Below are 21,248 nucleotides of genomic sequence, written 5' to 3' on the forward strand. Positions count from 1 at the left end.
TCATGTAGCTGACGCGTTGGGCCGTGATGTTCTGTTCCCGGGACCGCTCCAGGCTGCTCGGGCCATGCTTTACGCCCGGGAACAGAACATCCCGGCCCAACGTTACCTGTAGGAAAAGCTATATCTCGTAGGAATTGGAAACATCGGAGGGGAAAAAATGGTTGATTTTAAGGAGATTCGGGCACAGTTCCCGATTCTGGATCAGGAGATTCATGGGCATCCGTTGGTGTATTTGGATTCTGCGGCCACCTCGCAGAAGCCGAATGCGGTGATTGATGCCGAAGCGAATTTTTATCGTACGATTAACGCCGGCGTGCACCGCGGGGCTCATGAGCTTGCCGCACGCAGCACTGTGGCCTTTGAGGAGGCCCGCGCCAAGGTAGCCAAACTCGTTGGCGCGAATACGGCCGAAGGTGAGGAAGAGGTCGTCGTCACCGGAGGTGCCACGGCCGGCCTGAACCTGCTGGCCACTGCCTTCGGCAACGCTTCGCTGGGCCGTGGGGGAGCAGCCGCCAAGCGTTTTGCCTTGCAGCCAGGCGACGAGATCGTCGTATCCAAGGCGGAACATCATTCGGTGCTGCTGCCATTCCAGGAGCTGGCCTACCGCACCGGTGCCACCTTCAAGTGGATTGACCTGACTGAGAATGGCCGTGTGCGCACGGACAATCTCGATGAGGTCATTACCGAACGGACCAAGGTCGTGGCCGTCACCCATGTGGGTAACACCACGGGTGCCATCACCAATATCGCTCCGATTATCAAGCGTGCGCACGAGGTCGGCTCGATCTTTATTCTGGATGCCTGCCAGTCAGTGCCGCATCTCAAGGTCGATTTCCATGCTCTTGATGTGGACTTCGCCGCTTGGAGCGCACACAAGATGTATGGCCCGACCGGCGTGGGCTTCCTGTACGGCAAGCGTGAGCTGCTTGAAGCGCTGCCTCCGGCCAACTTCGGTGGCTCCATGGTCGAGCTCGCCTACATGGACCATGAGGCTCAGTACATGGCTCCTCCCGCCCGTTTCGAGGCCGGCACCCAGCCGGTCGCCCAGGTGGTGGCCGCAGGCGTCGCCGCTGAATGGATGATGAACATCGGGCTGGAGAACATCGAAGCCCATGAAAAGACCATCGCGGCCGAGCTGCTGAAGCTTGGTGACATCGAGGGCATCCGTATTCTTGGTCCGCGCGAGAACGTGGACCGCATCGGCACCGTGGCCTTTGACGTGGCAGGCGTGCATCCGCATGACGTGGGACAGTTCATTGACGCCCAGGGTATTGCGATTCGTGTTGGCCACCATTGTGCACAGCCAGTACATCGTCACTTTGGACTGTATGCTTCTAATCGTGCCTCGTCCGGTGTTTACGATTCGGTTGAGGACGCGCAAGCGTTGGTCGAAACGGCCAAGGGCATCCGCAAGTTCTTCGGAGTGGAGTAAAACGAGAGAACATGAATGATTTTGGCATGAGTGGCGACGACCTCGAGCAGATGTACCAGGAGGTCATCCTCGAGGCATCCAAACATCCGCACGGCAGAGAGTCCTTTGCACCTGACGCCGCATCCGAGCAGTCCGGTGAGGCAGCGGCGAATATTACGGTTCGCGCCAGCCACGAGTACTGCACGCCCGGCGAATCGCACCAGTTCAACCCCACCTGCGGCGATGAGGCAACCATCCATGTTGAGGTTTCCGACGACGAGCCGTACACCATCAAGCGATTGGTCTGGGACGGCCATGGCTGCTCCATCTCACAAGCCAGTCTGTCCGTGATGGTCGATTTGGTCGACGGTAAAACCGTGGACGAGGCCATGGATTTGGAACAGACCTTCCATAAGCTGATGGAATCACGTGGTGCCGGTCTGGACGATGATGCATTGGACGACAAGCTCGGCGATGCCGTGGTGTTCCAAGGTGTATCAAAATACCCTATGCGTATCAAATGTGCCCTGCTAGGCTGGGAAGGGCTCAAGGATTCCATTGCCAAGGCCCTAGCCGCCAAGAACTGAGGAAACAATGACCAACGATAATCTGGTTCCCGAACCGCAGCCTTCCGTCTTCGACGCTGTCAATGGCGTACTGCAAGACGAAGAGGCAGCGCGCCGCGTAATGGCTAATCCGGCTTTGGCTAAAGGCTTCCCCAATGGTCGCCCGGTTGAGCGCACATCAGATGACGATACCTGTGCCTGCGGCAATCATCACGGCAAGTGCGGCTGCCAGGATGACGAGTCCGATGGCAGCGACATTCCGATTAAAGCGATTGATGACATCGGCCGCGCCACTGCCGAGGATGTGCGCGAGGCGCTGCATCAGGTCATCGACCCGGAACTGGGCATTGATGTAATCGATCTGGGCTTGGTCTACGGCATTGAAATCGACGAGCTTGGCCGTGCCATCATCACGATGACGCTGACCACACCGGCTTGCCCGCTGACCGATCTCATCGAGGACGAATGCGCTTCCACGCTGGCTGGTCTGGTTGAGGAGTTCCGTATCGACTGGACGTGGGATCCGCGTTGGACCATGGAGCGTATTACTCCCGAAGGCCGCGATCAGCTTGCCGCGCTCGGCTTCAACTTCGAAAACATGCCGAAGTACTGAGTTTGATAGTTCTGCCCCCCCTTGAGGGGGGCTGTCAGCGAAGCTGACTGAGGGGAGTCGACTACCAATACGAGAAAAGCCCCGCATTATGCGGGGCTTTTCCATACCTAGACCGTCAATCAGTCATCGACAATGGTGTTCTTCGGCACGACCGTGATGCCGTCCGGCGTGACCGTGAAACCACGGGCCAGATCGTGCTCGGTATCGATGCCGACGGTGGAGTTCTCGGTGAGCACCACGTTCTTGTCGAGAATCGCCTTGTATACGCGGGCACGACGGTTGATGACCACGCCGTCGAACAGCACGGAGTCAACAATCTGGGCCCAGGAATGAATGTGCACGTTGGGGGAGAGCACGGAGTGGTGCACTTCACCGCCGGAGACAATCACACCGGGGGAGACGATCGAGTCGGTGGCGTGGCCCAGGCGGTCACGACCGGCATGAACGAACTTGGCCGGCGGCAGGTTGCCGGACATCGTGTAAATCGGCCAATCCTGGTTGTACAGGTTGAACTCAGGCACATAGGCAATCAAATCCATGTGCGCATCGTAGAACTGCTTGATAGTACCCACATCGCGCCAGTAGGCGTGATCGGTGGCGGTGGAGCCCGGAATCTCGTTCGAGTTGAAGTCATAGACACCGGCTTCGTTACGGGAAGCGAAGTATGGCGCAATATCGCCGCCCATGTCGTGCTTGGTATCGGGAGCCTTCTCATCGAGCGCCAATGCCTCAAACAGGGCCTTGGTGTTGGCAACGTAGTTGCCCATGGAAGCCAGAATCTGGTTGGGGTTGTCCGGCAGTCCCGTGGTGGTGGCTGGCTTCTCCTGGAAGTTCTTGATCATGCTCGGGTGGTCCGGGTCGACCTCGATCACGCCGAACTGGTTCGATTCCTCGATGGGCTGGCGGATACCGGCCACCGTGAACTCGGCACCGGACTCGATGTGCTGCTGCACCATCTGCTCGAAGTCCATGCGGTACACGTGATCGGCGCCCACGATCACCACGATGTCCGGCTGGACATCCTCGATGATGTTGATGGTCTGGTAGATGGCATCGGCGGAGCCGAGATACCAATGCTTACCGAGACGCTGCTGAGCGGGCACAGGAGAGACGTAGGAGCCAAGCAACGGCGAGAAACGCCAAACCTGGGAGATATGGCGGTCAAGCGAATGAGACTTGTACTGGGTGAGCACCACGACCTGACGGTATCCGGAATTAACCAGATTGCTCAACGGGAAGTCGATCAAACGATATACGCCGCCGAAAGGAACGGCGGGCTTCGCGCGATCGCGGGTTAACGGCATCAGACGGGTCCCCTCGCCGCCTGCAAGCACTATCGACAGAATCTTAGGATTCTTGGCCATCGTAACTGTCCTCTCTGTTACCGAGCGTCTTTTGACACCGCACTGCTTGCCGGATGCTTCATTGCATTCGGTCTACATAGTTAATAATTGCAGAAAAAATCGAACACGCAAGGCTTTCGCTCCCGCGTGCCGTGAACTTGCGATGAACAGTTATGGGATTTGCTGGTGGTTTGGCGAATCGAGCCGATAAAAAATGAAGAAAGCTACCTCGTGGCATAGAATGCCACTGCGCTGGATGCGGCTACGTTGAGACTGTCGACTCCATGGCTCATGGGAATCTTAACGGTCAGGTCGGCGCGAGCGATGGTGTGGTGGGACAGCCCATCGCCTTCGGTGCCGAAAATCAATGCCAGTTTTTCGATATGCGTCGGATCTTCGGCCGGGGCGTGCAGGCGTCTGGTCAGTTCGTCCAGCGAGATCGAGCGATCCTCAAGTGCCATCGCCACAGTGGTGAAGCCCAGCGACTTCAATTCGTCGATGCCTTGGAATGGCCAGTAATGTTTGTTCTCGGTGCCGTCTTCATTGCGTCCGGTGATACGGGTCCAAGGAATCTGAAATACCGTGCCCATCGATACGCGGGCGGCGCGGCGGTAGAGCGGATCACCGCAAGAGGGCGTGACCAGCACGGCATCCACATCGAGCGCGGCCGCGGAACGCATCAGCGCACCCACATTGGTGTGATCCACAATATTCTCCATCACAGCTACGCGACGAGCATCCTTACAGACCTCGGCCACGGAGGGTAGCGGCCAGCGGCGCATGGCGCACAGAGCTCCACGATGCAAACGGTAGCCGGTCAGTCGTTTGAGCTGTTCGGGAGAGGCCACATAGACGGGGATATCGGCACCCCAGCGGTCATCGATGAAGTCGAAAGTCTCCGTCATGCCTTCCAACCAAGGTTCTTCGACCAACAAAGAGAGCGGCTCACGGCCGGCTGCCAGAGCACGGTCAATGACCTTGGGGGATTCGGCGATGAACACGCCTTTGGCGGGCTCGAGCCGATTACGCAGCTGCATTTCGGTGAGGCTCACATATGCCTCAACGCGCGGATCGTCAACGGTATCCAACGTGATGAACTGCATGGTGGCCTTTCGTGTGAGCAGATAACGAAAAACCCCTTGCAATGCAAGGGGTTTATCTGTGCCCGAGACGGGACTTGAACCCGTACGCCCGTTAAAAATAGGCACTAGCACCTCAAGCTAGCGCGTCTACCATTCCGCCACCCGGGCAGGTGTCGTTGAGACAACGAGAGATAAGCTTAGCATCAAATCACAGGTATGCAATTCGGGTGTGTGCCGCGCGTGTCGCGTGTAGCCTAGAAACCATGACCGATGCCCTTTTTCTCTTCAACCCGCAGGTCGATGACGTACCGGTGAACAGTGACGAGCTGCATACCGGGTGGAAACTGACCCTCCCCGCCCATATCAAACGCCATGCCGTGCAGGCCATGAGGCTTAAGGCGGGAGACAGCCTCCAGCTCTCCGATGGTAGGGGACTGCGTATCCACGCCGTGATGGCGGATCCTGAAGCGGGTCTTGCCGAAGTGGTCACCGTTGGCCGTGAGCCTGAACCGTTGACACGTCTTGCATTGATTCAGGCGTTGGCAAAGACCGGGCATGATGAACAGGCCGTTGATATGGCCACGCAAATCGGCGTCGACCAAGTGGTGCCATGGCAGGCGGATCGATCCATCGCCAAATGGAAGGCCGGGCGCACGGATAAGAAGTGGAACGCGGTGCTGGACGCCGCTACCGAGCAGGCGAGGCGCGCGTACAAGCCGCAGCTGGAAGCATGTGCAAACAGCAAAGAGGTCGTAGCGATATGCCGCAGGGCATGCGTGCACGGTGACTTGGTCATCGTGCTGCATCAGGATGCCACCGATACCTGGACTGGTGTGGAGGCCAAAGTCGCACAGCTGGTGGAACGTACGTTGTCGGACGGCAAGCCGCGCACGGTAAGCGTGGTGGTCGGTCCGGAAGGTGGCATCAGCGAACAGGAAGTGGCTGACTTCACCAAGGCCGGGGCGGTGAGCTGCGTGTTGGGCAGCAATATTCTCAGGGCAGCCACTGCAGGGCCCGTGGCCCTTTCGCTGCTGTCACGCGCGCTTGGCCGGTATGAGTAGCGGCGAATGCCTCTGCGGACGCTGTATTGGCTGAAAGCCGATTCATGCAATGCAGAGTAACGTCCCCGCGCTAAGCTGGTGCATAGCAACACAGTAAACCAAGGAGCATGATGAGCGAATCCGACGATTGCCTGTTCTGCAAGATCATCGCAGGGCAGATTCCCAGCAGCAAGGTGTACGAGGACGAGACGACCTACGCATTCAACGACATCGATCCCAAAGCCAAAGTGCATGTGCTGGTAGTGCCGAAGAAGCATTATGCCAACGTTGCTGAACTTGCTGCCGCAGATCCGGCCGAGCTGGCTCATATCGTTTCGGTCGCCCAAGGCATTGCCGATCATGAATTCCATGGCGCGTACCGTTTGGTATTCAACACAGGTCTTGATGCGGGTCAGACCGTGTTCCACGTGCATGCGCACGTGATGACTGGCGAAAAGCTCGACGAGTAGTAGGAGAATTTCCGCTTCGTGGCAACGACTACACGCACCATCACCATTCCACCTCAGCTCGATCCCGTGGCCGTGCTTGGCCCGGTTGACGAGGTTCTTCGTGAGGTTGAGCGCGCTTTCCCTGAGCTGACGATTATCGTGCGAGGCAACCGCGTGGCAATTGTCTCGCGGTCTAAGCAGACCGAGGCTCAGGCGGCACAAGCCGAGGATCTGGTTAACACCATTATCCAAGCCGCTTACACCGCTCCCATGGACGCCGATACCGTGAGGCGTATGCTCGATCAGAATGTGCTGAAAAATCGCGTTCGACTTGAGCACCCCGGTCATGGACCGGCACATGACAAATTCGTGCAATCGGCCACTGCGGCCGATCGTGGCCATTCGCGTGGCTCGGGCACGCATGACCCGTTGTACCGCAAGCCTTCGGTTCCCGGTGTGATCACGTTTGCCGCAGGTGTGCCGGTTCGTGCCAAAACCGCTGGCCAAGTGGCCTACGTCAATGCGATTGAATCGCATACCATCACTTTTGGCATTGGCCCTGCAGGTACCGGTAAGACCTATCTGGCCGTGGCGAAAGCAGTGCGTGCTTTTCAGGACAAGCAGATTCGTCGCATCATTCTCACCCGTCCGGCCGTGGAAGCCGGCGAAAACCTCGGTTTCCTGCCCGGCACGCTCAACGACAAGGTCGACCCATACCTGCGACCGCTCTATGATGCGCTCGGCGATATGCTTGGAGCCGACCAGCTCAAGCGGTATATGGATGACGGCACCATCGAAGTGGCTCCTCTGGCGTATATGCGTGGTCGTACCCTGAACGATGCGTTCGTGATTCTCGATGAGGCGCAAAATACCACCGAACAGCAGATGAAGATGTTTCTGACCCGATTGGGCTTCAACACCACGATGGTCATCACCGGTGATATCTCCCAGGTTGATTTGGCGGTGCCTCGTTCGGGTCTGGCCACTATTGAGCGGATTCTGGAGGGCATCGGAGACATCGCATTTGTTCATCTGGGAACCGATGATGTGGTGCGTCACCAGCTTGTTGGACAGATCGTGGCCGCTTACGATCACTATGATGCCATCGCCGGCGATCATCGCGACATTGAGCGCAGGCTGCGTGGACGCAAACACCGTCAGGAAGCGGATAACGGCAACGATAAGCAATCCATGAATCGAAGCGAGACAACCGATGAGCGTTGATGTCACTAATGAAACCCAGTGGGTCATCGATCCCAAGGTGTTCTCCGACCTGGGTATTTGGGTGCTTGATCAGATGCGTGTCAGCACACAATCCGATCTGACCATCATGTTCGTGGACCCCGATCCCATCGCCGAACTGCATATGCGCTGGATGAGTCTTGAAGGGCCGACCGACGTGATGAGTTTTCCCATGGATGAGCTGCGCCCCGGCGACGGCAAAACCGTGATGGAAGGCGTGCTCGGCGACATTGTCATCTGCCCGTGGGTGGCCGCCCAACAGGCCGCCGCAGCCGGTCATAGCACCATGCAGGAAATGCTGCTGCTCACCATCCACGGTATTTTGCATCTGCTTGGCTATGACCATGTGACTCCTGAACAGGAACGACAGATGTTCGGACTGCAGCGGCAGTTGCTATTGACTTTTTTTGCCCTGCGAGGCGATGCAAACATGCAGGCCACTCTTCCATCTGGCACTCCCGATGCGCTGGCTCTTTACGATGCCGCGCACGGCAAGGGCCGTGACCTCGATTCCAGGAAATAAAACACAAGGACACCAGAAACCATTATGGAGTATTCCAGTACCACCTTGATCGTTATTACCGTCATCCTCGTTGTGGTGGCGGCACTGTTCGTCTGGTTCTCGTTGACCATGGCCGCTGCGGAAGGTGCCGTGGCACGCGTGACACGAGCCAGCTTGAACAACCTCATTCTTGAGGTGCAGACTGACTCCGAGTCGAGCCAGTTCATCAAGATGAAGAAAATCGACAAGATTCATCGCGTTCAGCGTCTCATCGCCGACCGGTATGCCACGGCCGGCAGTTGCGCGTTCTTCCGCATCGCCTGCAATGTGCTCGATGGTGTACTCGTCTCCTCGATTGCGGCTCTATGGGGCGCCGAGCTGTGGGTTGGCCTGCTCGCCGGTTTCCTGTTCGCGATTATCGTGGCCGTGGTCTCCGTACTGGTGCGCCCGCGTACCGCCGGCATGACCAAACCGGTCGACATCATGATTGCCCACTCGCGCATTGTGGACCTTGGCTGCAAGCTCACGCCGTTCGCTCGCATTGGCGGCGACAAGTCTTCAGTCAAAGGCCCTGGTCGTCGTTCCAAGGATTCCAGCTTGTCCGATGACGAGGAGCTGGAGAAGATTCAGCTTGAACAGGGCAAGGCCGCGATTGATCGCTTGGTGGAATCCAACGATTTCGATCCGGAAGTCTCCGAGATGCTCCGCAATGTGCTCACTTTGTCGGATACCTTGACCCGCGAAATCATGGTGCCTCGTACCGACATGATTTGCATGGAGCGGGATACCACGCTTGCTTCTGCTCTGAAACTGTTCTCCCGCTCCGGATTCTCCCGCGTTCCGGTGATCGGAGAGGACGTGGACGATCTGATTGGTGTGGCCTATTTGAAGGATGCGGTACGCGCCACGGCCTTCAACCCGGCCGCTATGGAACGTGATGTGGAGTCCATCGTTCGCCAGCCGATGCTGGTACCTGAATCCAAGCCGGTGGACGACTTGTTCCATGAGATGCAGCGTTCCCGTCAGCATGTGGCAGTGGTGGTCGACGAATATGGCGGCATCGCCGGCATGGTCACCATCGAGGATGCCATCGAACAGATTGTCGGTGAACTTGAGGATGAGCACGACCGTACGCAGCACACCGAACCGGAGAAAATCGGTGAGAACAAGTGGAAGATGCCTGCGCGAACGCCGATTGCCGATTTGGAAGAGATCTTTGAGATCGACATTGATGAGGACGACGTGGATACCGTGTACGGTTTGCTGACCAAGATTCTTGGTCGTGTGCCGATTGTGGGGGCTTCCGCTGTGACCCGCGGCCTGCGTCTGACTGCCGTGGATTCGGCCGGACGCCGTAAGAAGGTCTCCACCATTGTGGTTGAGCCGGCCCACGTCGAGGGCAGCAAGGAAGATGGCAAGACCAATGAAGAAGCCAGCGGTGAGACCGCTGAGAGCGATGAAACCGCCGACAAGGAGTGATATGGACGACCGAAACATCTCAAACGATGGCGATGCCGCCGCTGCCAGCGAGTCAGTGAGGCAGGAAGTGCCGTACCGCTCTGGCTTTGTGGCTGTGGTCGGCCGACCGAACGTTGGCAAGTCTACGCTGATTAATGCTCTGATCGGCAAGCAGATTGCCATCGCCTCCTCCCGACCGGAGACCACGCGTAAAGCCATTCGCGGCATTCTGACCACTGATAATGCACAGCTTGTACTCGTGGATACGCCGGGCATTCACCGTCCGCGCACGCTGCTCGGCCAGCGTCTGAACGATGTGGTGGAGGAGTCGCTGTCTGACGTGGACGTGGTGGCGTTCTTGTTGCCGGCTGATCAGGAAATTGGCCCTGGTGACAAGCGTATTTTGTCCCGTCTGCGTACCGACTTTGCCACCAAGCGAGAGGACGGCTCGTTCGCGTGGCGCATCCCGCTGATCGCCATCGTCACCAAGATTGATGAACTCGGCCGTCAGCAGCTCATCAACAAGCTTATCGAGATCAACGAGTTCGCCGACTTTGCGGACATCGTGCCGGTGAGCGCCCTGAAGCATGACAATCTGGCCGAAGTGCGCAACGTGCTCATCGACCACACGCCCGAGGGACCGCAGATGTATCCGGACGACCAGATCAGCGAGGAGCGTCCCGAGGACACCATCGCCGAACTCGTGCGAGGCGCGTTCCTGGAGACGTTGGATGACGAGTTGCCGCATTCCCTGGCCGTGGTGGTCGATTCCATCGACTATCCGGAAGACAACGAGACCGGTCAGGGCTACGATGGCAAGGCTCAGGTCAATGTGTCCATTTATGTGGAGCGCGACTCCCAGAAGCCGATCATCATCGGCAAGGGCGCCTCGAACCTCACCTACGTCAAAAAGAAGCTGCGCACCCCGGTCAACCGCATCGTCGGCCAAAAAGCCAAGCTCGACCTCCACGTCAAGGTCGCCAAAGGCTGGCAGTCCGACCCCAAGCAACTAGAACGCCTCGGCTTCTAGGAATCGGCCTTCGGCCGGTTATAACAAAGGGAGATTCCAATGGAATCTCCCTTTTGCTGTACTCGAGCCCTGCTTACTTCTTCTTGGTGTACATCTGGGTGTTGAGGAGGGTGGAGTAGCGCTTGATGACCTTGGGGCGGATGACCTTCATGGAGGCGGTCATCAGGCCGTTCTCCTGTGTGAACTCCTCAGGCAGGATGATGAACTTACGCACGGATTCGGCGCGGGAAACGCCTTCGTTGGCCTGATCGATCCACTTCTGGACCTCAGCGCGTACGGCGGCGTTCTGAGAGGCGTCCTCCAGAGACATGTTCTCGTCCAATCCCTTGGCGGCCAGCCAAGGACGCAAAGACTCCTCGTCCAGCGTAATCAGCGCGGAGATGAACGGACGCTTGTCGCCCAGCACCAGTGCCTGGGACACGAACTCGCAACGCTGAATGGCCTCTTCAATCGGACCCGGCGCCACATTCTTGCCACCTGCGGTGATGATGAGATCCTTCTTGCGGCCGGTAATGTACAGGAAGCCATCGTTGTCGATACGGCCCAAATCTCCGGTGGCATACCAGCCATCTTCGGTGAACGACAGCTCGGTGGCCTCATCGTTCTTGTGATAACGCGGGAACACGGCGCGACCCTTGACCTGGATCTCGCCGTCCTCGGCAATACGCAGCGAGAAGCCGGGGAACGCGACGCCCACGGACCCGGCGTGGAACGGGGTTCCCAGCGGGTTGAACGCGCATGGTGCGGTGGTTTCGGTCAGACCATAGCCCTCGTAGACGGGCACGCTTGCGCCGCGGAAGAACGCAAGCAGTTCAGGGTCAAGCGGCGCGCCGCCGGCCACAATCCACTTCATGCGTCCACCCAGCACCTCACGCAGTGAGGAGTAGACAATCGGATCGAAGGCCGCGCGGCGGGCACGGGTCAATGCACTGGCCTTGCCGTTGGCGGAGATTTCCTTCATGTAGTTCTGGGCAGCCACCACGGCGGAGGCGAACACCACGCCCTTGGGGCCATGGCCGGCCTTCTGGGAGGCGGCGTTGTACACCTTCTCCAGCACACGCGGCACCACAATCATGATGGACGGCTTAGCCACCTGCAAATCACTAATCAGCGTCTTGATGCCGGTGGCGATGTAGATATGCATATTCGAGGCCACGACGATGTAATTGATGGCGCGGGCAAAGGAGTGGGCCTGCGGCAGGAACAGCAGGATGGTGTTCTTCTTGTTGTGCAGCAGCTCGGGCATGTAGTCCGGCAGGTTCAGCGCGGTCTGGCAGTAGTGCTCGTGGGTCATCTCCACGCCCTTCGGCGCGGCGGTGGAACCAGAGGTGTACACAATGGAGCACAGATCGGTTTTCTTGACCGAATCAATGCGCTCATCCAGTTCCTCGTCCGAGATGCCGGCACCATAGGCCTTGATCTCATCAAGAGCGCCGGTCTCGATGCATAGGATGCGCTCGAGTGAGGGGCATTCCTCCACGGCGCCTTCCGCCTTCTCTCGCATGGCGGAATCCTGCACGATGAGCAGACGCGCGTCAGAATTGTTGACGATATTGCGGATCTGTTCGGCCGAGTCGGTGTCGTAGATGGTGGCCAGCACGCCGCCGCAGGCCATGATGGCCGCATCGGTCAGATCCCAGTCATAGGAGGTGCGGCACATGAACGCCACGCCGTCGCCCTTCTTGATGCCGTAGTGCAGCAGGCCCTTGGCCACGGCACGCACTTCGGCGAGGAACTCATTGGCGGTGACGGTCACCCATTCGTTGTCGGACTTGTAGGTATACAGCGGTTCGTCACCCATGCGCTTGGCGCGATCCGCATACAGGTCGTAGATGGACGTGCCGTCGTCCAGAGGCGGATTGCCGGCAGTGGACGTGGTAAGCAGTCCGGTTTCCGGGTCGATGTCGGTGACGGTCAGATGGCCGTCATCCCAATCGTCGCTGTGCGGCAGTTCGATGTTGGCTTCCTGCGGCACATCGGCATTGGACAGATAATCGGGCTCGTCCGGAGTGTCGTCGTGAACCGGGTGAACGAAGTCGGATCCCAACCTGAGTGCCTTGCGGGTCAGATTGATGGTGTGCTGCGTAAAGGAATTGATAACCGACAACTCTTGCTCCTGTAAACCTTTCAGTGCCGTTCGAGCATAAGCCGAACGCTCTCAAACCTTAGATTGTAATCGTTCACATCGAACTCGTCACCTTACGCAACCGTAGGAAAAGCCTACGCAACCGTAGGTTTTGGGAGGTTCTATGTGGTGGATGGACACTGGCACTCTGATTGTTGGGTAACAGACTGTCGATAGTGGTTGGAGATCGTTCGACTACTGCCTAGATGTCATCCAATCGAGTTGACGCAGTAGGGATGCGAAGATGAAAAATGCGGGTCTTTTGCCCCGGTTGTTCCGCCTAACGAGTCAAATCGCCCGTATCCTTCACTCTTCGGCTACAATTGCGCCTCGGATAACCATGTCCATTCAAAGTAGAACAAGAAAGGGCTCTCATGGCGCAAAACCCAGAAGCCACCGTGGTGTTCGGCGTTTTGAATGAAACGTCTGAAACGGAATCCCGCGTCGCGTTGACGCCGGATATCGTCACCCGGCTGAAGAGGAGTGGAGTCTCCTCGATTATTGAGACCGGTGCCGGCATTGCCGCCGAATACACCGATGAGGATTACGAAAAGGCCGGCGCAAAGGTGACCAGCCGTGACGAAGTGCTCGCTCAAGCCGACGCGCTCGGTTTCGTGGACCGTCCGTCCACCGATATCGTGAGCAAGCTCAAGGCAGGCCAGTGGGTGATTGGTATGCTCGGTTCCTTTACCGACGCCGATTACGTGGCCGCACTCGAGCAGGCCGGTCTGGTTGGTATCGCCATCGAGAAGCTGCCCCGCAAGCTTTCCAGCGCCCAGTCCATGGATGAGATGACCTCGCAGAACTCCGTCATGGGATACAAGGCCGCTATCACCGCCGCCGATGCCTATGGCGCATTCCTGCCGATGATGACCACTGCTGCCGGCACGATTCGCCCGGCCAAGGCTCTGGTGCTCGGTGCAGGTATCGCCGGTCTGCAGGCCATCGGTACATTGAAGCGCCTTGGTGCGGTCGTCACTGCATACGACGTGCGTCCCGCTTCTCAAGGTGAGGTCGAATCCCTGGGCGCCAAGTTCCTTGATCTGGGACTTGACTTTTCCAAGGGCCAGGGCGAGGGTGGTTACGCTCGTGCGCTGACCCCCGAAGAGCAGGCCCAGCAGCAGGCGGCTGTCGATGAGAAGGCCGCTGGCTTCGACATCATCATCACCACCGCCAAGGTTCCGGGCCGCAAGCCTCCGGTGCTGCTCACTGCGGCCGGTGTCAACGGCCTCAAGCGCGGTGCCGTGATTGTGGACTGTGCCGCTTCTGATCTTGGTGGCAACGTCGAGGGGTCCGCCGTAGGCGAACAGGTCACCGAGGGTGGCGTCAAGCTGATTGGCGCCCCGTACCTGGCCTCCGGTGTGGCCACCACCGCGTCCAACCTGCTTTCACGTAACGTGGCTGACATACTCGTGCACTTCGTGCGTGACGGCAAGCTCGGCCAGGATCTTACCGAAGAGCTCGACGACGCACTGGTGGTCGCCGGTCGCGCAGGGGCTCCGGCTGCTGCCGCCGAGTCCGAGCAGTCCGAGAAGTAAGGAAGAAGGAATATTATGCCTACTCTCGTTGTTTCCATTACCCTGTTCGTCCTCGCGCTGCTTATCGGTATCGAGGTCATCGGCAAGGTGCCCGCCACCCTGCACACGCCGTTGATGTCCGGCGCAAACTCCATCCACGGCATCGTCATTGTCGGTGTGGTGATTGTGGCCGCCGAGGCCAACACCCCGCTGGCTTACGTGTTCATCTTCCTGGCCGCAGTGCTCGGCACCATGAACGTCGTCGGCGGTTATGTGGTCACTGACCGCATGCTCGAGATGTTCAAGTCCAGCAAGAACGAGAAGAAGGGGGAGTCGAAGTAATGACCTCCGCAACCGTTGGAGCCATCGACATCGTCGCATGGTTCGTCTACCTGTTCTCCGCCGTCCTGTTCGTGGTCGGTCTGCATTTCATGAACTCGCCGAAGACCGCCCGAAAGGGTAACCAAATCTCCGCGTTCGGCATGGTCGTGGCCGTGCTCATGGCATTCATCGTGCTCTTCGCCAAGGGCTTCGTGAACGTTGTGGCCGTGGTGGTGCTGGTCGTCGGCATCCTGATCGGTGCCGTGGCCGGTGTCGTCTCTGCCAAGAAGGTGAAGATGACCGACATGCCGCAGCTGGTCTCCGTGTTCAACACCGTGGGTGGTGGCGCCGCCGCGCTCGTGGCCCTGAACGACATCCTGACCAAGGAAGGCACTCCGGACATCGTGGTGCTCATCACCGCTGGCCTAGGCATTCTCATCGGCTCCGTGACCTTCACCGGATCGCTGATCGCAGCCGGCAAGCTGCAGGGCATCAAGTGGGTCAAGAAGCTCACCATGCCGGGCAAGGGCGTGTGGAACATCCTGTTCATCGTGCTGACCATCGCCAGCTTTGTCATGCTGTGCGTCCAGCCCGAGCGGCGACTGCTCTGGTCGATCCTGACCACCGTGTTCGCCCTGTGCTACGGCCTGGTCTTCGTGATCCCGATCGGCGGCGCCGACATGCCCGTCGTCATCTCCGTGCTCAACGCCTGCACTGGTACGGCCGTGGCCATGTCCGGTCTGGCGATTGACAATGTCGCCCTGATCGTGGCCGGCGCGCTCGTCGGTTCCGCCGGTGTGACCCTATCCATTCTCATGGCTCAGGCCATGAACCGTCCGCTGCTGTCTGTGCTGGCCGGTGGCTTTGGTGGCGGCTCCGATGCCGCCGCTGCTGGCGACGGTCCGGAAGGCACCATGAAGGAAACCACTGCCGACGATCTGGCTGTTCAGCTTGTTTACGCGCAGAAGGTCATCTTCGTACCCGGCTTCGGCTTGGCTCAGGCTCAGGCCCAGCGCGAGCTCGCCGACCTCGGCGAACTGCTCAAGGGCCACGGCGTGGAAGTCTCCTACGCCATTCACCCGGTCGCAGGCCGTATGCCCGGCCACATGAACGTGCTGCTGGCTGAAGCCAACGTGCCTTACGAAGAGCTCGTGGATCTCGATGAGATTAACCCGCAGTTCCCGCAGGCCAATGTGGCCTTGGTTGTGGGCGCCAACGATGTGACCAACCCGGCTGCCCGTCGCCCTGGCACCCCGGTTTCCGGTATGCCGATTCTCGACGTTGACAAGTCCCAGAACGTCGTGGTCATGAAGCGTGGCCGTGGTATGGGCTATGCCGGCATCCAGAACGAGCTGTACTTCGAAGGCAACACGCAGATGTTGTTCGGCGACGCCAAGGCCAGTCTGCAGGCCGTGATCGCTGCGGTCAAGGAGCTCATCAGCTGATGGTGCCGCGACGTTCGCGCATTGCCGCATGAGAATATGAGTGGGGGTGTGCCTTCGCAAGAAGGCACACCCCCACTCATATCAATGGGCGGTCACATAAAGCCGGTCAGTTCGATTGAGCGGCGGCGCGCTTGCCCTTCGTGCCGAGCACCACGGCGATGATGGACGCGAGAGCGATGGCGTACAGCACGGTGATGATCGGGATCAGCGCGCTGTAGCGGTGGGCCGCGTCCGCCGTATGGGAGACGACGAAGGACGCCAGCTGGTTGCCGGACAATCCGGCGAACGCCCACGCGCTCAGAGCCAGCCCGTGCACGGTCGACACCGACTTCATGCCGAAGTGCTGCTCAAGCAGCACCGGCAGCGTGGAGAATCCGCCGCCGTATCCGGCGTTGACGAGGAACAGCATCGTCACGATCAGCCACAGGGTGCCGTTGTCGATCGAATGCGTGAAGATCTGCAGCGCGCACACCGCGATGGACATGATGAAGATCACCAGATATGCGGTCTCACGGCGCTTGCAGTGGTCGGACAGCGTGGAGAACCCGACACGTCCGGCCGCGTTGAACACGGCGTCGACGGCCAGGACGACGCTGATGCTTCCCGCGATGGCCGTGGCCAGCTGGGCCGCGTTCAGCGATGCGTACTTCGGAAGAATGGACAACGCATCATGCAGGATGTCCTTCTCCTGGGAGATCAATGCCAGACCGCAGGTGATGTTGAGGTAGAAGGCCAGCCAGATCGCCCAGAACACCGGCTTCTTCATGATGTCGCGACGACGGATGCGGGTCTCAGCGGAGTACACGTATCCGGCGGGGCGCTTGATCAGCGCGAATCCCAGCAGCATCATCACCACATAGACGGCTGCGAGGATGTAGAACATGGGCGCCAGTCCGACGGTGGAGATCAGCCACTGCATGACCGGGCTTGCGATGGCCTTGGCCAGACCGAATCCCGCGACGGCGATGCCGGTGGCGAGACCCTTATTGTCGGCGAACCACAGCATCAGGTTCTTCACCGGCGTCAGATAACCGACGCCGAGTCCGATGCCCATGATCACGCCATAGAAGATGAACACGCCGGGGAGCCATCCCGCCGCGATGCTGACTCCGGTGCCGGCGAATCCGCAGACGAAGCAGACCGTCGAGATCAGGGCCGATTTCTTGATGTCCTTTTCGACGAAGGGTCCAAGGAAGGCGGCCGACATGCCAAGGAAGAAGATGGCAAGCGAGAAGCCCCATTCGACGATGCCTGGCGCCACGTGCATCTGATCGGCGATCAGTTGTTTGAACACGCTCCAGCAGTATACGGTGCCGATTGAGATGTGAATGAGCAACGCCGGAATAACGGCGCGCACCCAGCGGTTTTCCCCATGCTGTTGATTGACCATGTACTATTCGTTCCTCTCTTGTTGTGTTCGCCCTGCGGCGAACAAGCAACAACGTAGTTGGAAGAGTGGCCCGCCTCGGTATGCGTGGACAGTGGCGGAGGGGGGCTTGTGAAACGTTGGTATCACTGGGTTTTTGGAAAATGAACATCGTTGATGTTCGCTCCGGGAGTAATCATGAGGAAAATCTCATGTGAGTATCGTCACGGTTCTCGCGGGGCGCGTCGGGCCGTCGCCGCCATTGTCCGGCGCGTGCGTATAATTCATCAATGTTGTCTTGGCGAGGGAGGCGCATGCTTCCGTAATCGACTCGGCGTGTGGTTCGCAAACCCTCTTGGGTTTTCTTCACGGCTCGTTGATGCGCCGAAACACCATGAACGAAACTCTCAAGGAGATATATATGGCTACCACCATTAAGCTTGAAGGCGAAGTCCGCAACGAGTTCGGCAAAGGCGTTGCCCGCCGTCTGCGCGTTGCCAACAAGATCCCGGCCACCATTTACGCCGGTGGCGCCGACCCGGCCTTCGTGACCCTGCCGATGCGTGAGACCACCCTGGCTCTGCGCCACACCAACGCCCTGTTCACCATCGAGTTCGGCGGCGAGTCCAAGATGGCCGTTGTCAAGGACGTGCAGAAGAACCCGGTCAAGCGCATCATCGAGCACATCGACTTCTTCGAGGTCAAGGCCGGCGAGAAGATCGACGTTGAGGTGCCGGTGTTCGTTGAGGGTACCCCGAAGGGTGCTGCAGTGGCATTCGTCGACATTCAGGAGCTCAAGGTTCGCGCCGACATCTCCAACCTGCCCGAGAAGATTGTGGTCAACGTCGAGGGCCTGACCGACGGCACCAAGGTCTTCGCCAAGGACATCGAGCTGCCGGAAGGCGCCGAGCTGGACGTCGAGCACGCTGAGGAATCCGTCGTCACCATCGAGGTTCCGGAGGACGCCACCGAGTTCACCTCTGCTCCGGAAGCTGCTGCTCCGGCTGACGCCACTGCCGCTGCTCCTGCCGCCGACGCTGACGCCAAGTGATGAAACCGGTCGTCTTCATGGCGGCCGATCTGAATCATAATTGCAACAGGGGAACCCGTAACCGTGGAAACGGTACGGGTTCCTCTGTTTTCACCATGTGAACTCTGCCACACGAGCAACACATGGGTGTGTAAAAGTATGCAACAGAGCTCGCGCCACAAGCGCACAGCACATACCCCATCTGGTGGCCTTCGGGCCGCCAAAGTCAAGAAGAAGTAGCCAAATGACTGAAAACACGCACCACGATCCGGCAGCGCTCGATAAGCTCACCGAACCGTTCACCGTACTGCCGAACGACAACCCCGCATCCGATGAGAAGCGTCAGTCCCTCATCGACAAGCCGGCTTTCGGCCAGGTGTTCTCCGACAACATGACCCACATGACCTGGACCAAGGGCGAAGGTTGGTCCGACCGCCGCGTCGAACCGTACGCACCGCTCAAGATGGATCCGGGTGCTTCCGTGCTGCACTACGCACAGGAGTGCTTCGAGGGCCTCAAGGCTTACCGTCATGCCGACGGCTCCACCTGGCTGTTCCGCCCGGATGCGAACGCCGAGCGTTTCCAGAACTCCGCCAAGCGTCTGTACCTGCCTGAGCTGCCGATTGACGACTTCCTCGGTTCCGTGGCCGCGCTGGTCAAGCGCGACGCCAACTGGGTGCCGTCCCGCCGCGAGTACACGCTGTACATGCGTCCGTTCATGTTCGCTTCCGAGCCTTTCCTCGGCGTGCGCGCTCCGCAGGAAGTCGACTACTGCGTGATCGCTTCCCCGTCCGGCCCGTACTTCCCGGGCGGCGTCAAGCCCGTGAGCATCTGGGTCGAAGACAAGTGGTTCCGTACCGGCCCTGGCGGCACTGGTTTCGCCAAGTGCGGTGGCAACTACGCCGCCTCCCTGCTCGGTGAGTATAAGGGTATCGAGAACGGCTGCGAGCAGGTCTGCTTCGTGGACGCCGCCACCAAGACCTACCTCGAAGAGCTCGGCGGCATGAACATGATGGCCGTGCACAAGGATGGCCACGTGGAGACCCCGTCCCTGACCGGTAACATTCTGCCGGGTGTGACCCGTCGCTCCCTGATTCAGCTGCTGCAGGACAAGGGCCACGACGTAGTCGAGACCATGATCGCCCTCGACCAGCTGCTCGAGGACATCAAGTCCGGCGAAGTCACCGAGGTGTTCGCTTGCGGTACCGCCGCCATCATCACCCCGATCGGTCGCTTCAAGTCCGAGAAGTTCGATGTCACCGTCGCCGACGGCGGCTCCGGCGAGCTGACCGTTGCCCTGCGTGACGAACTGCTCGGCATCCAGCTTGGTGAGGTCGAAGACCCGCACAACTGGATGTGGAAGGTGTGCTGAAACAGCGCATTTTATTTCTGACTAAGACCCCTTGGAACAGCAACAATTCCAAGGGGTCTTGGCGTATTTAGAATATTCTGTATCTGGAGAGATTCAGATGAGGGAAGCAATATTTCGCAACAAATAATATGATTTAGGTTTCTGTGCGTTGCGGAGGCTTGTTCTGGTGCGTCCAGATGAGAAAAGGAGCAAAAAGCTATGAGTAAGATCAGTGGCGAGACTGGATACCATAACTCAGACTATCGTCTACCGGGAGGCTTCGAACACTGCTCGAAGTTGAAGCCGGTGGTTGAGGCAGCGACGGCGTTGGACCGGGTCAAGGCTGTGGTGGATGTGCTGTATTCGCCGGGCGGTTGCCCGTGGGATGGCAAGCAGACGAATGAGTCGCTGCTCAAGAATCTGCTCGAAGAAACTTACGAATACATTGACGCGGTGGAAACTCACGACCGCGACAATATGCGCGAGGAACTGGGTGATGTGTTGTTGCAATCCGTGTTTCAGGCACGTGTCTGTGAATCGGATGCTGAGGATCCGTTCGATATTGATGAGGTTGCCGACCGTCTGGTGAACAAGCTCATTACCCGTCATCCGCACGTGTTTGCTGCTGATGATGTTGCTGATTCCTCTGATGCTGATGGCAATGGTGGGGAAGCAGCCTCCCAATCCGAATCCCCGGAAGCCGTGCTGGCACTGTGGGAAAAGATGAAGCAGCAGGAGAAGCATCGTAAATCTGTATTAGAAGGTATTTCTCGGGCTCAAGGTGCATTGCCGCGTGCCGCCAAGGTAGTCTCGCGCATCTCCAAATCACCGAATGCTGATGAATTGTTCGCTGCATTTGTTGATTCGTCTTCGGCTAGCACGCAGCAAGATGTCGAGCAGACCCAAGCGGCAAATCAATCCGAATCGAACGGAGGCAATTCCGTTGAACGGGGAAAGGCCGATGCCTACGCGGATGAAATTTTTGCTATCGTGCGCGAGGCCCGTACCGACGGTATCGATATCGAGGCAGCGCTGCGCAACCGCTTGCGTGATATCGAAGAAAAAGTTGCCTTGATCGAATCAGAAATCAACAACGGTTAAGTCGTGATTGGCTTTTGATTTTGATTAATTCACCTAGCGGTGCCTTTCTGCCAAAGACTGGCATGTTAGCACCGCTATACATGCCTCAATGGTGCTAACTTGTCAGTGCTTGGCAGTTTGGCATTATTGCGAACCTCTCAGTGGCGTCATGTTGCCAGTGCTTGGCAGGTTGGCTTCATTCCTAGGCTCGTTCATGATTCATTCTCGGGCTTTTTCTTCCTTATCCTGTCTCGGGCAAGGCTTGGGGTAGGCTCGG

Annotated in this window: 19 protein-coding genes and 1 tRNA gene; 15 read left to right on the top strand and 5 right to left on the bottom strand. The window is 58.6% G+C overall.

Annotated features, from left to right (window positions below; all coding sequences use genetic code 11):
• Window positions 1-157: 157 nt before the first annotated feature.
• From BBBR_RS04395 to BBBR_RS04405, 3 genes are read left to right on the top strand one after another with little or no spacing between them, the layout of a single operon-like run.
• Entirely contained in the window at window positions 158-1,432 is a 1,275-nt protein-coding gene (locus BBBR_RS04395; protein WP_003829253.1) for a cysteine desulfurase, read from the top strand.
• Window positions 1,433-1,443: 11 nt separating this feature from the next.
• Window positions 1,444-1,998 carry a Fe-S cluster assembly sulfur transfer protein SufU gene (gene sufU / locus BBBR_RS04400; RefSeq protein WP_003829254.1) on the top strand — a complete coding sequence of 185 codons (555 nt, stop codon included), beginning with the start codon at window positions 1,444-1,446 and terminating at the stop codon, window positions 1,996-1,998.
• A gap of 7 nt (window positions 1,999-2,005) precedes the next feature.
• A complete protein-coding gene (locus BBBR_RS04405) occupies window positions 2,006-2,590 on the top strand; it encodes a metal-sulfur cluster assembly factor (RefSeq protein ID WP_003829255.1) in 585 nt (194 codons plus the stop codon).
• Between the two features lie 119 nt (window positions 2,591-2,709).
• On the opposite strand, the gene glgC is transcribed toward BBBR_RS04405, so the two are convergent.
• The 3 genes from glgC to BBBR_RS04420 form a co-directional block, all read right to left on the bottom strand.
• The gene (glgC, locus tag BBBR_RS04410; protein WP_003829256.1) at window positions 2,710-3,954 is read right to left on the bottom strand and encodes a glucose-1-phosphate adenylyltransferase; all 1,245 of its coding nucleotides are present in this window, start codon (window positions 3,952-3,954) and stop codon (window positions 2,710-2,712) included.
• Between the two features lie 203 nt (window positions 3,955-4,157).
• Complete coding sequence (locus tag BBBR_RS04415; RefSeq protein WP_003829258.1) at window positions 4,158-5,036, bottom strand: TrmH family RNA methyltransferase; 879 nt, start codon at window positions 5,034-5,036, stop codon at window positions 4,158-4,160.
• A 59-nt stretch (window positions 5,037-5,095) separates the two neighbouring features.
• Window positions 5,096-5,183 (bottom strand) — tRNA-Leu (locus BBBR_RS04420).
• Window positions 5,184-5,278: 95 nt separating this feature from the next.
• Between BBBR_RS04420 and BBBR_RS04425 the strand changes: the two genes are divergently transcribed.
• The 6 genes from BBBR_RS04425 to era all read left to right on the top strand — a co-directional run bounded on the left by BBBR_RS04425 (window position 5,279) and on the right by era (window position 10,736).
• A complete protein-coding gene (locus tag BBBR_RS04425) occupies window positions 5,279-6,076 on the top strand; it encodes a 16S rRNA (uracil(1498)-N(3))-methyltransferase (RefSeq protein WP_003829259.1) in 798 nt (265 codons plus the stop codon).
• 110 nt (window positions 6,077-6,186) lie between these two features.
• On the top strand, window positions 6,187-6,525 hold the full coding sequence (locus BBBR_RS04430; protein ID WP_014483795.1) for a histidine triad nucleotide-binding protein: 339 nt from the start codon (window positions 6,187-6,189) through the stop codon (window positions 6,523-6,525).
• 18 nt (window positions 6,526-6,543) lie between these two features.
• Window positions 6,544-7,728, top strand: coding sequence for a PhoH family protein (locus BBBR_RS04435; protein WP_014483794.1), 1,185 nt, complete (start codon window positions 6,544-6,546; stop codon window positions 7,726-7,728).
• On the top strand, window positions 7,718-8,269 hold the full coding sequence (gene ybeY / locus BBBR_RS04440; protein ID WP_003829262.1) for an rRNA maturation RNase YbeY: 552 nt from the start codon (window positions 7,718-7,720) through the stop codon (window positions 8,267-8,269). The genes BBBR_RS04435 and ybeY overlap by 11 nt, the downstream gene beginning before the upstream one ends.
• Window positions 8,270-8,293: 24 nt before the next feature.
• Window positions 8,294-9,727 (top strand): hemolysin family protein, encoded by a 1,434-nt coding sequence (locus BBBR_RS04445; RefSeq protein ID WP_003829263.1) that lies wholly within the window; start codon window positions 8,294-8,296, stop codon window positions 9,725-9,727.
• Window position 9,728: 1 nt separating this feature from the next.
• Complete coding sequence (era, locus tag BBBR_RS04450) at window positions 9,729-10,736, top strand: GTPase Era (RefSeq protein ID WP_003829264.1); 1,008 nt, start codon at window positions 9,729-9,731, stop codon at window positions 10,734-10,736.
• Between the two features lie 73 nt (window positions 10,737-10,809).
• Here era and BBBR_RS04455 read toward each other — a convergent pair whose 3' ends face one another.
• Complete coding sequence (locus BBBR_RS04455) at window positions 10,810-12,843, bottom strand: AMP-dependent synthetase/ligase (protein WP_003829265.1); 2,034 nt, start codon at window positions 12,841-12,843, stop codon at window positions 10,810-10,812.
• Window positions 12,844-13,235: 392 nt separating this feature from the next.
• Here BBBR_RS04455 and BBBR_RS04460 point away from each other — a divergent pair, with 392 nt between their 5' ends.
• The 3 genes from BBBR_RS04460 to BBBR_RS04470 are packed head-to-tail and all read left to right on the top strand — an operon-like array spanning window position 13,236 to window position 16,144.
• Complete coding sequence (locus BBBR_RS04460) at window positions 13,236-14,399, top strand: NAD(P) transhydrogenase subunit alpha (RefSeq protein WP_003829266.1); 1,164 nt, start codon at window positions 13,236-13,238, stop codon at window positions 14,397-14,399.
• A gap of 15 nt (window positions 14,400-14,414) precedes the next feature.
• Window positions 14,415-14,720 (top strand): NAD(P) transhydrogenase subunit alpha, encoded by a 306-nt coding sequence (locus tag BBBR_RS04465; protein ID WP_003829267.1) that lies wholly within the window; start codon window positions 14,415-14,417, stop codon window positions 14,718-14,720.
• A complete protein-coding gene (locus BBBR_RS04470; protein WP_003829268.1) occupies window positions 14,720-16,144 on the top strand; it encodes an NAD(P)(+) transhydrogenase (Re/Si-specific) subunit beta in 1,425 nt (474 codons plus the stop codon). The genes BBBR_RS04465 and BBBR_RS04470 overlap by 1 nt, the downstream gene beginning before the upstream one ends.
• 106 nt (window positions 16,145-16,250) lie before the next feature.
• Here BBBR_RS04470 and BBBR_RS04475 read toward each other — a convergent pair whose 3' ends face one another.
• Window positions 16,251-17,534, bottom strand: coding sequence for an OFA family MFS transporter (locus tag BBBR_RS04475; RefSeq protein ID WP_003829269.1), 1,284 nt, complete (start codon window positions 17,532-17,534; stop codon window positions 16,251-16,253).
• 397 nt (window positions 17,535-17,931) lie between these two features.
• Between BBBR_RS04475 and BBBR_RS04480 the strand changes: the two genes are divergently transcribed.
• From BBBR_RS04480 to BBBR_RS04490, 3 genes are all read left to right on the top strand, one after another.
• The gene (locus BBBR_RS04480) at window positions 17,932-18,561 is read left to right on the top strand and encodes a 50S ribosomal protein L25/general stress protein Ctc (RefSeq protein ID WP_014483788.1); all 630 of its coding nucleotides are present in this window, start codon (window positions 17,932-17,934) and stop codon (window positions 18,559-18,561) included.
• Window positions 18,562-18,784: 223 nt separating this feature from the next.
• Window positions 18,785-19,912: a branched-chain amino acid aminotransferase gene (locus BBBR_RS04485; RefSeq protein ID WP_003829272.1), complete on the top strand. Its 1,128-nt coding sequence runs from the start codon at window positions 18,785-18,787 to the stop codon at window positions 19,910-19,912.
• A gap of 198 nt (window positions 19,913-20,110) precedes the next feature.
• Window positions 20,111-20,992 (top strand): MazG family protein, encoded by an 882-nt coding sequence (locus BBBR_RS04490; RefSeq protein ID WP_003829273.1) that lies wholly within the window; start codon window positions 20,111-20,113, stop codon window positions 20,990-20,992.
• Window positions 20,993-21,248: the final 256 nt, after the last annotated feature.

It is taken from the genome of Bifidobacterium breve DSM 20213 = JCM 1192 (assembly GCF_001025175.1).
Taxonomy (GTDB): domain Bacteria; phylum Actinomycetota; class Actinomycetes; order Actinomycetales; family Bifidobacteriaceae; genus Bifidobacterium; species Bifidobacterium breve.

Coding starts and splice junctions, on each gene's coding strand:
- BBBR_RS04425 (WP_003829259.1), top strand. CDS start 5,279: ATGACCGATGCCCTTTTTCTCTTCAACCCGCAGGTCGATGACGTACCG.
- BBBR_RS04485 (WP_003829272.1), top strand. CDS start 18,785: ATGACTGAAAACACGCACCACGATCCGGCAGCGCTCGATAAGCTCACC.
- BBBR_RS04470 (WP_003829268.1), top strand. CDS start 14,720: ATGACCTCCGCAACCGTTGGAGCCATCGACATCGTCGCATGGTTCGTC.
- era (WP_003829264.1), top strand. CDS start 9,729: ATGGACGACCGAAACATCTCAAACGATGGCGATGCCGCCGCTGCCAGC.
- sufU (WP_003829254.1), top strand. CDS start 1,444: ATGAATGATTTTGGCATGAGTGGCGACGACCTCGAGCAGATGTACCAG.
- BBBR_RS04415 (WP_003829258.1), bottom strand. CDS start 5,036: ATGCAGTTCATCACGTTGGATACCGTTGACGATCCGCGCGTTGAGGCA.
- BBBR_RS04475 (WP_003829269.1), bottom strand. CDS start 17,534: ATGGTCAATCAACAGCATGGGGAAAACCGCTGGGTGCGCGCCGTTATT.
- glgC (WP_003829256.1), bottom strand. CDS start 3,954: ATGGCCAAGAATCCTAAGATTCTGTCGATAGTGCTTGCAGGCGGCGAG.
- BBBR_RS04395 (WP_003829253.1), top strand. CDS start 158: ATGGTTGATTTTAAGGAGATTCGGGCACAGTTCCCGATTCTGGATCAG.
- BBBR_RS04460 (WP_003829266.1), top strand. CDS start 13,236: ATGGCGCAAAACCCAGAAGCCACCGTGGTGTTCGGCGTTTTGAATGAA.
- BBBR_RS04445 (WP_003829263.1), top strand. CDS start 8,294: ATGGAGTATTCCAGTACCACCTTGATCGTTATTACCGTCATCCTCGTT.
- BBBR_RS04405 (WP_003829255.1), top strand. CDS start 2,006: ATGACCAACGATAATCTGGTTCCCGAACCGCAGCCTTCCGTCTTCGAC.
- BBBR_RS04490 (WP_003829273.1), top strand. CDS start 20,111: ATGAGTAAGATCAGTGGCGAGACTGGATACCATAACTCAGACTATCGT.
- BBBR_RS04480 (WP_014483788.1), top strand. CDS start 17,932: ATGGCTACCACCATTAAGCTTGAAGGCGAAGTCCGCAACGAGTTCGGC.
- BBBR_RS04465 (WP_003829267.1), top strand. CDS start 14,415: ATGCCTACTCTCGTTGTTTCCATTACCCTGTTCGTCCTCGCGCTGCTT.
- ybeY (WP_003829262.1), top strand. CDS start 7,718: ATGAGCGTTGATGTCACTAATGAAACCCAGTGGGTCATCGATCCCAAG.
- BBBR_RS04430 (WP_014483795.1), top strand. CDS start 6,187: ATGAGCGAATCCGACGATTGCCTGTTCTGCAAGATCATCGCAGGGCAG.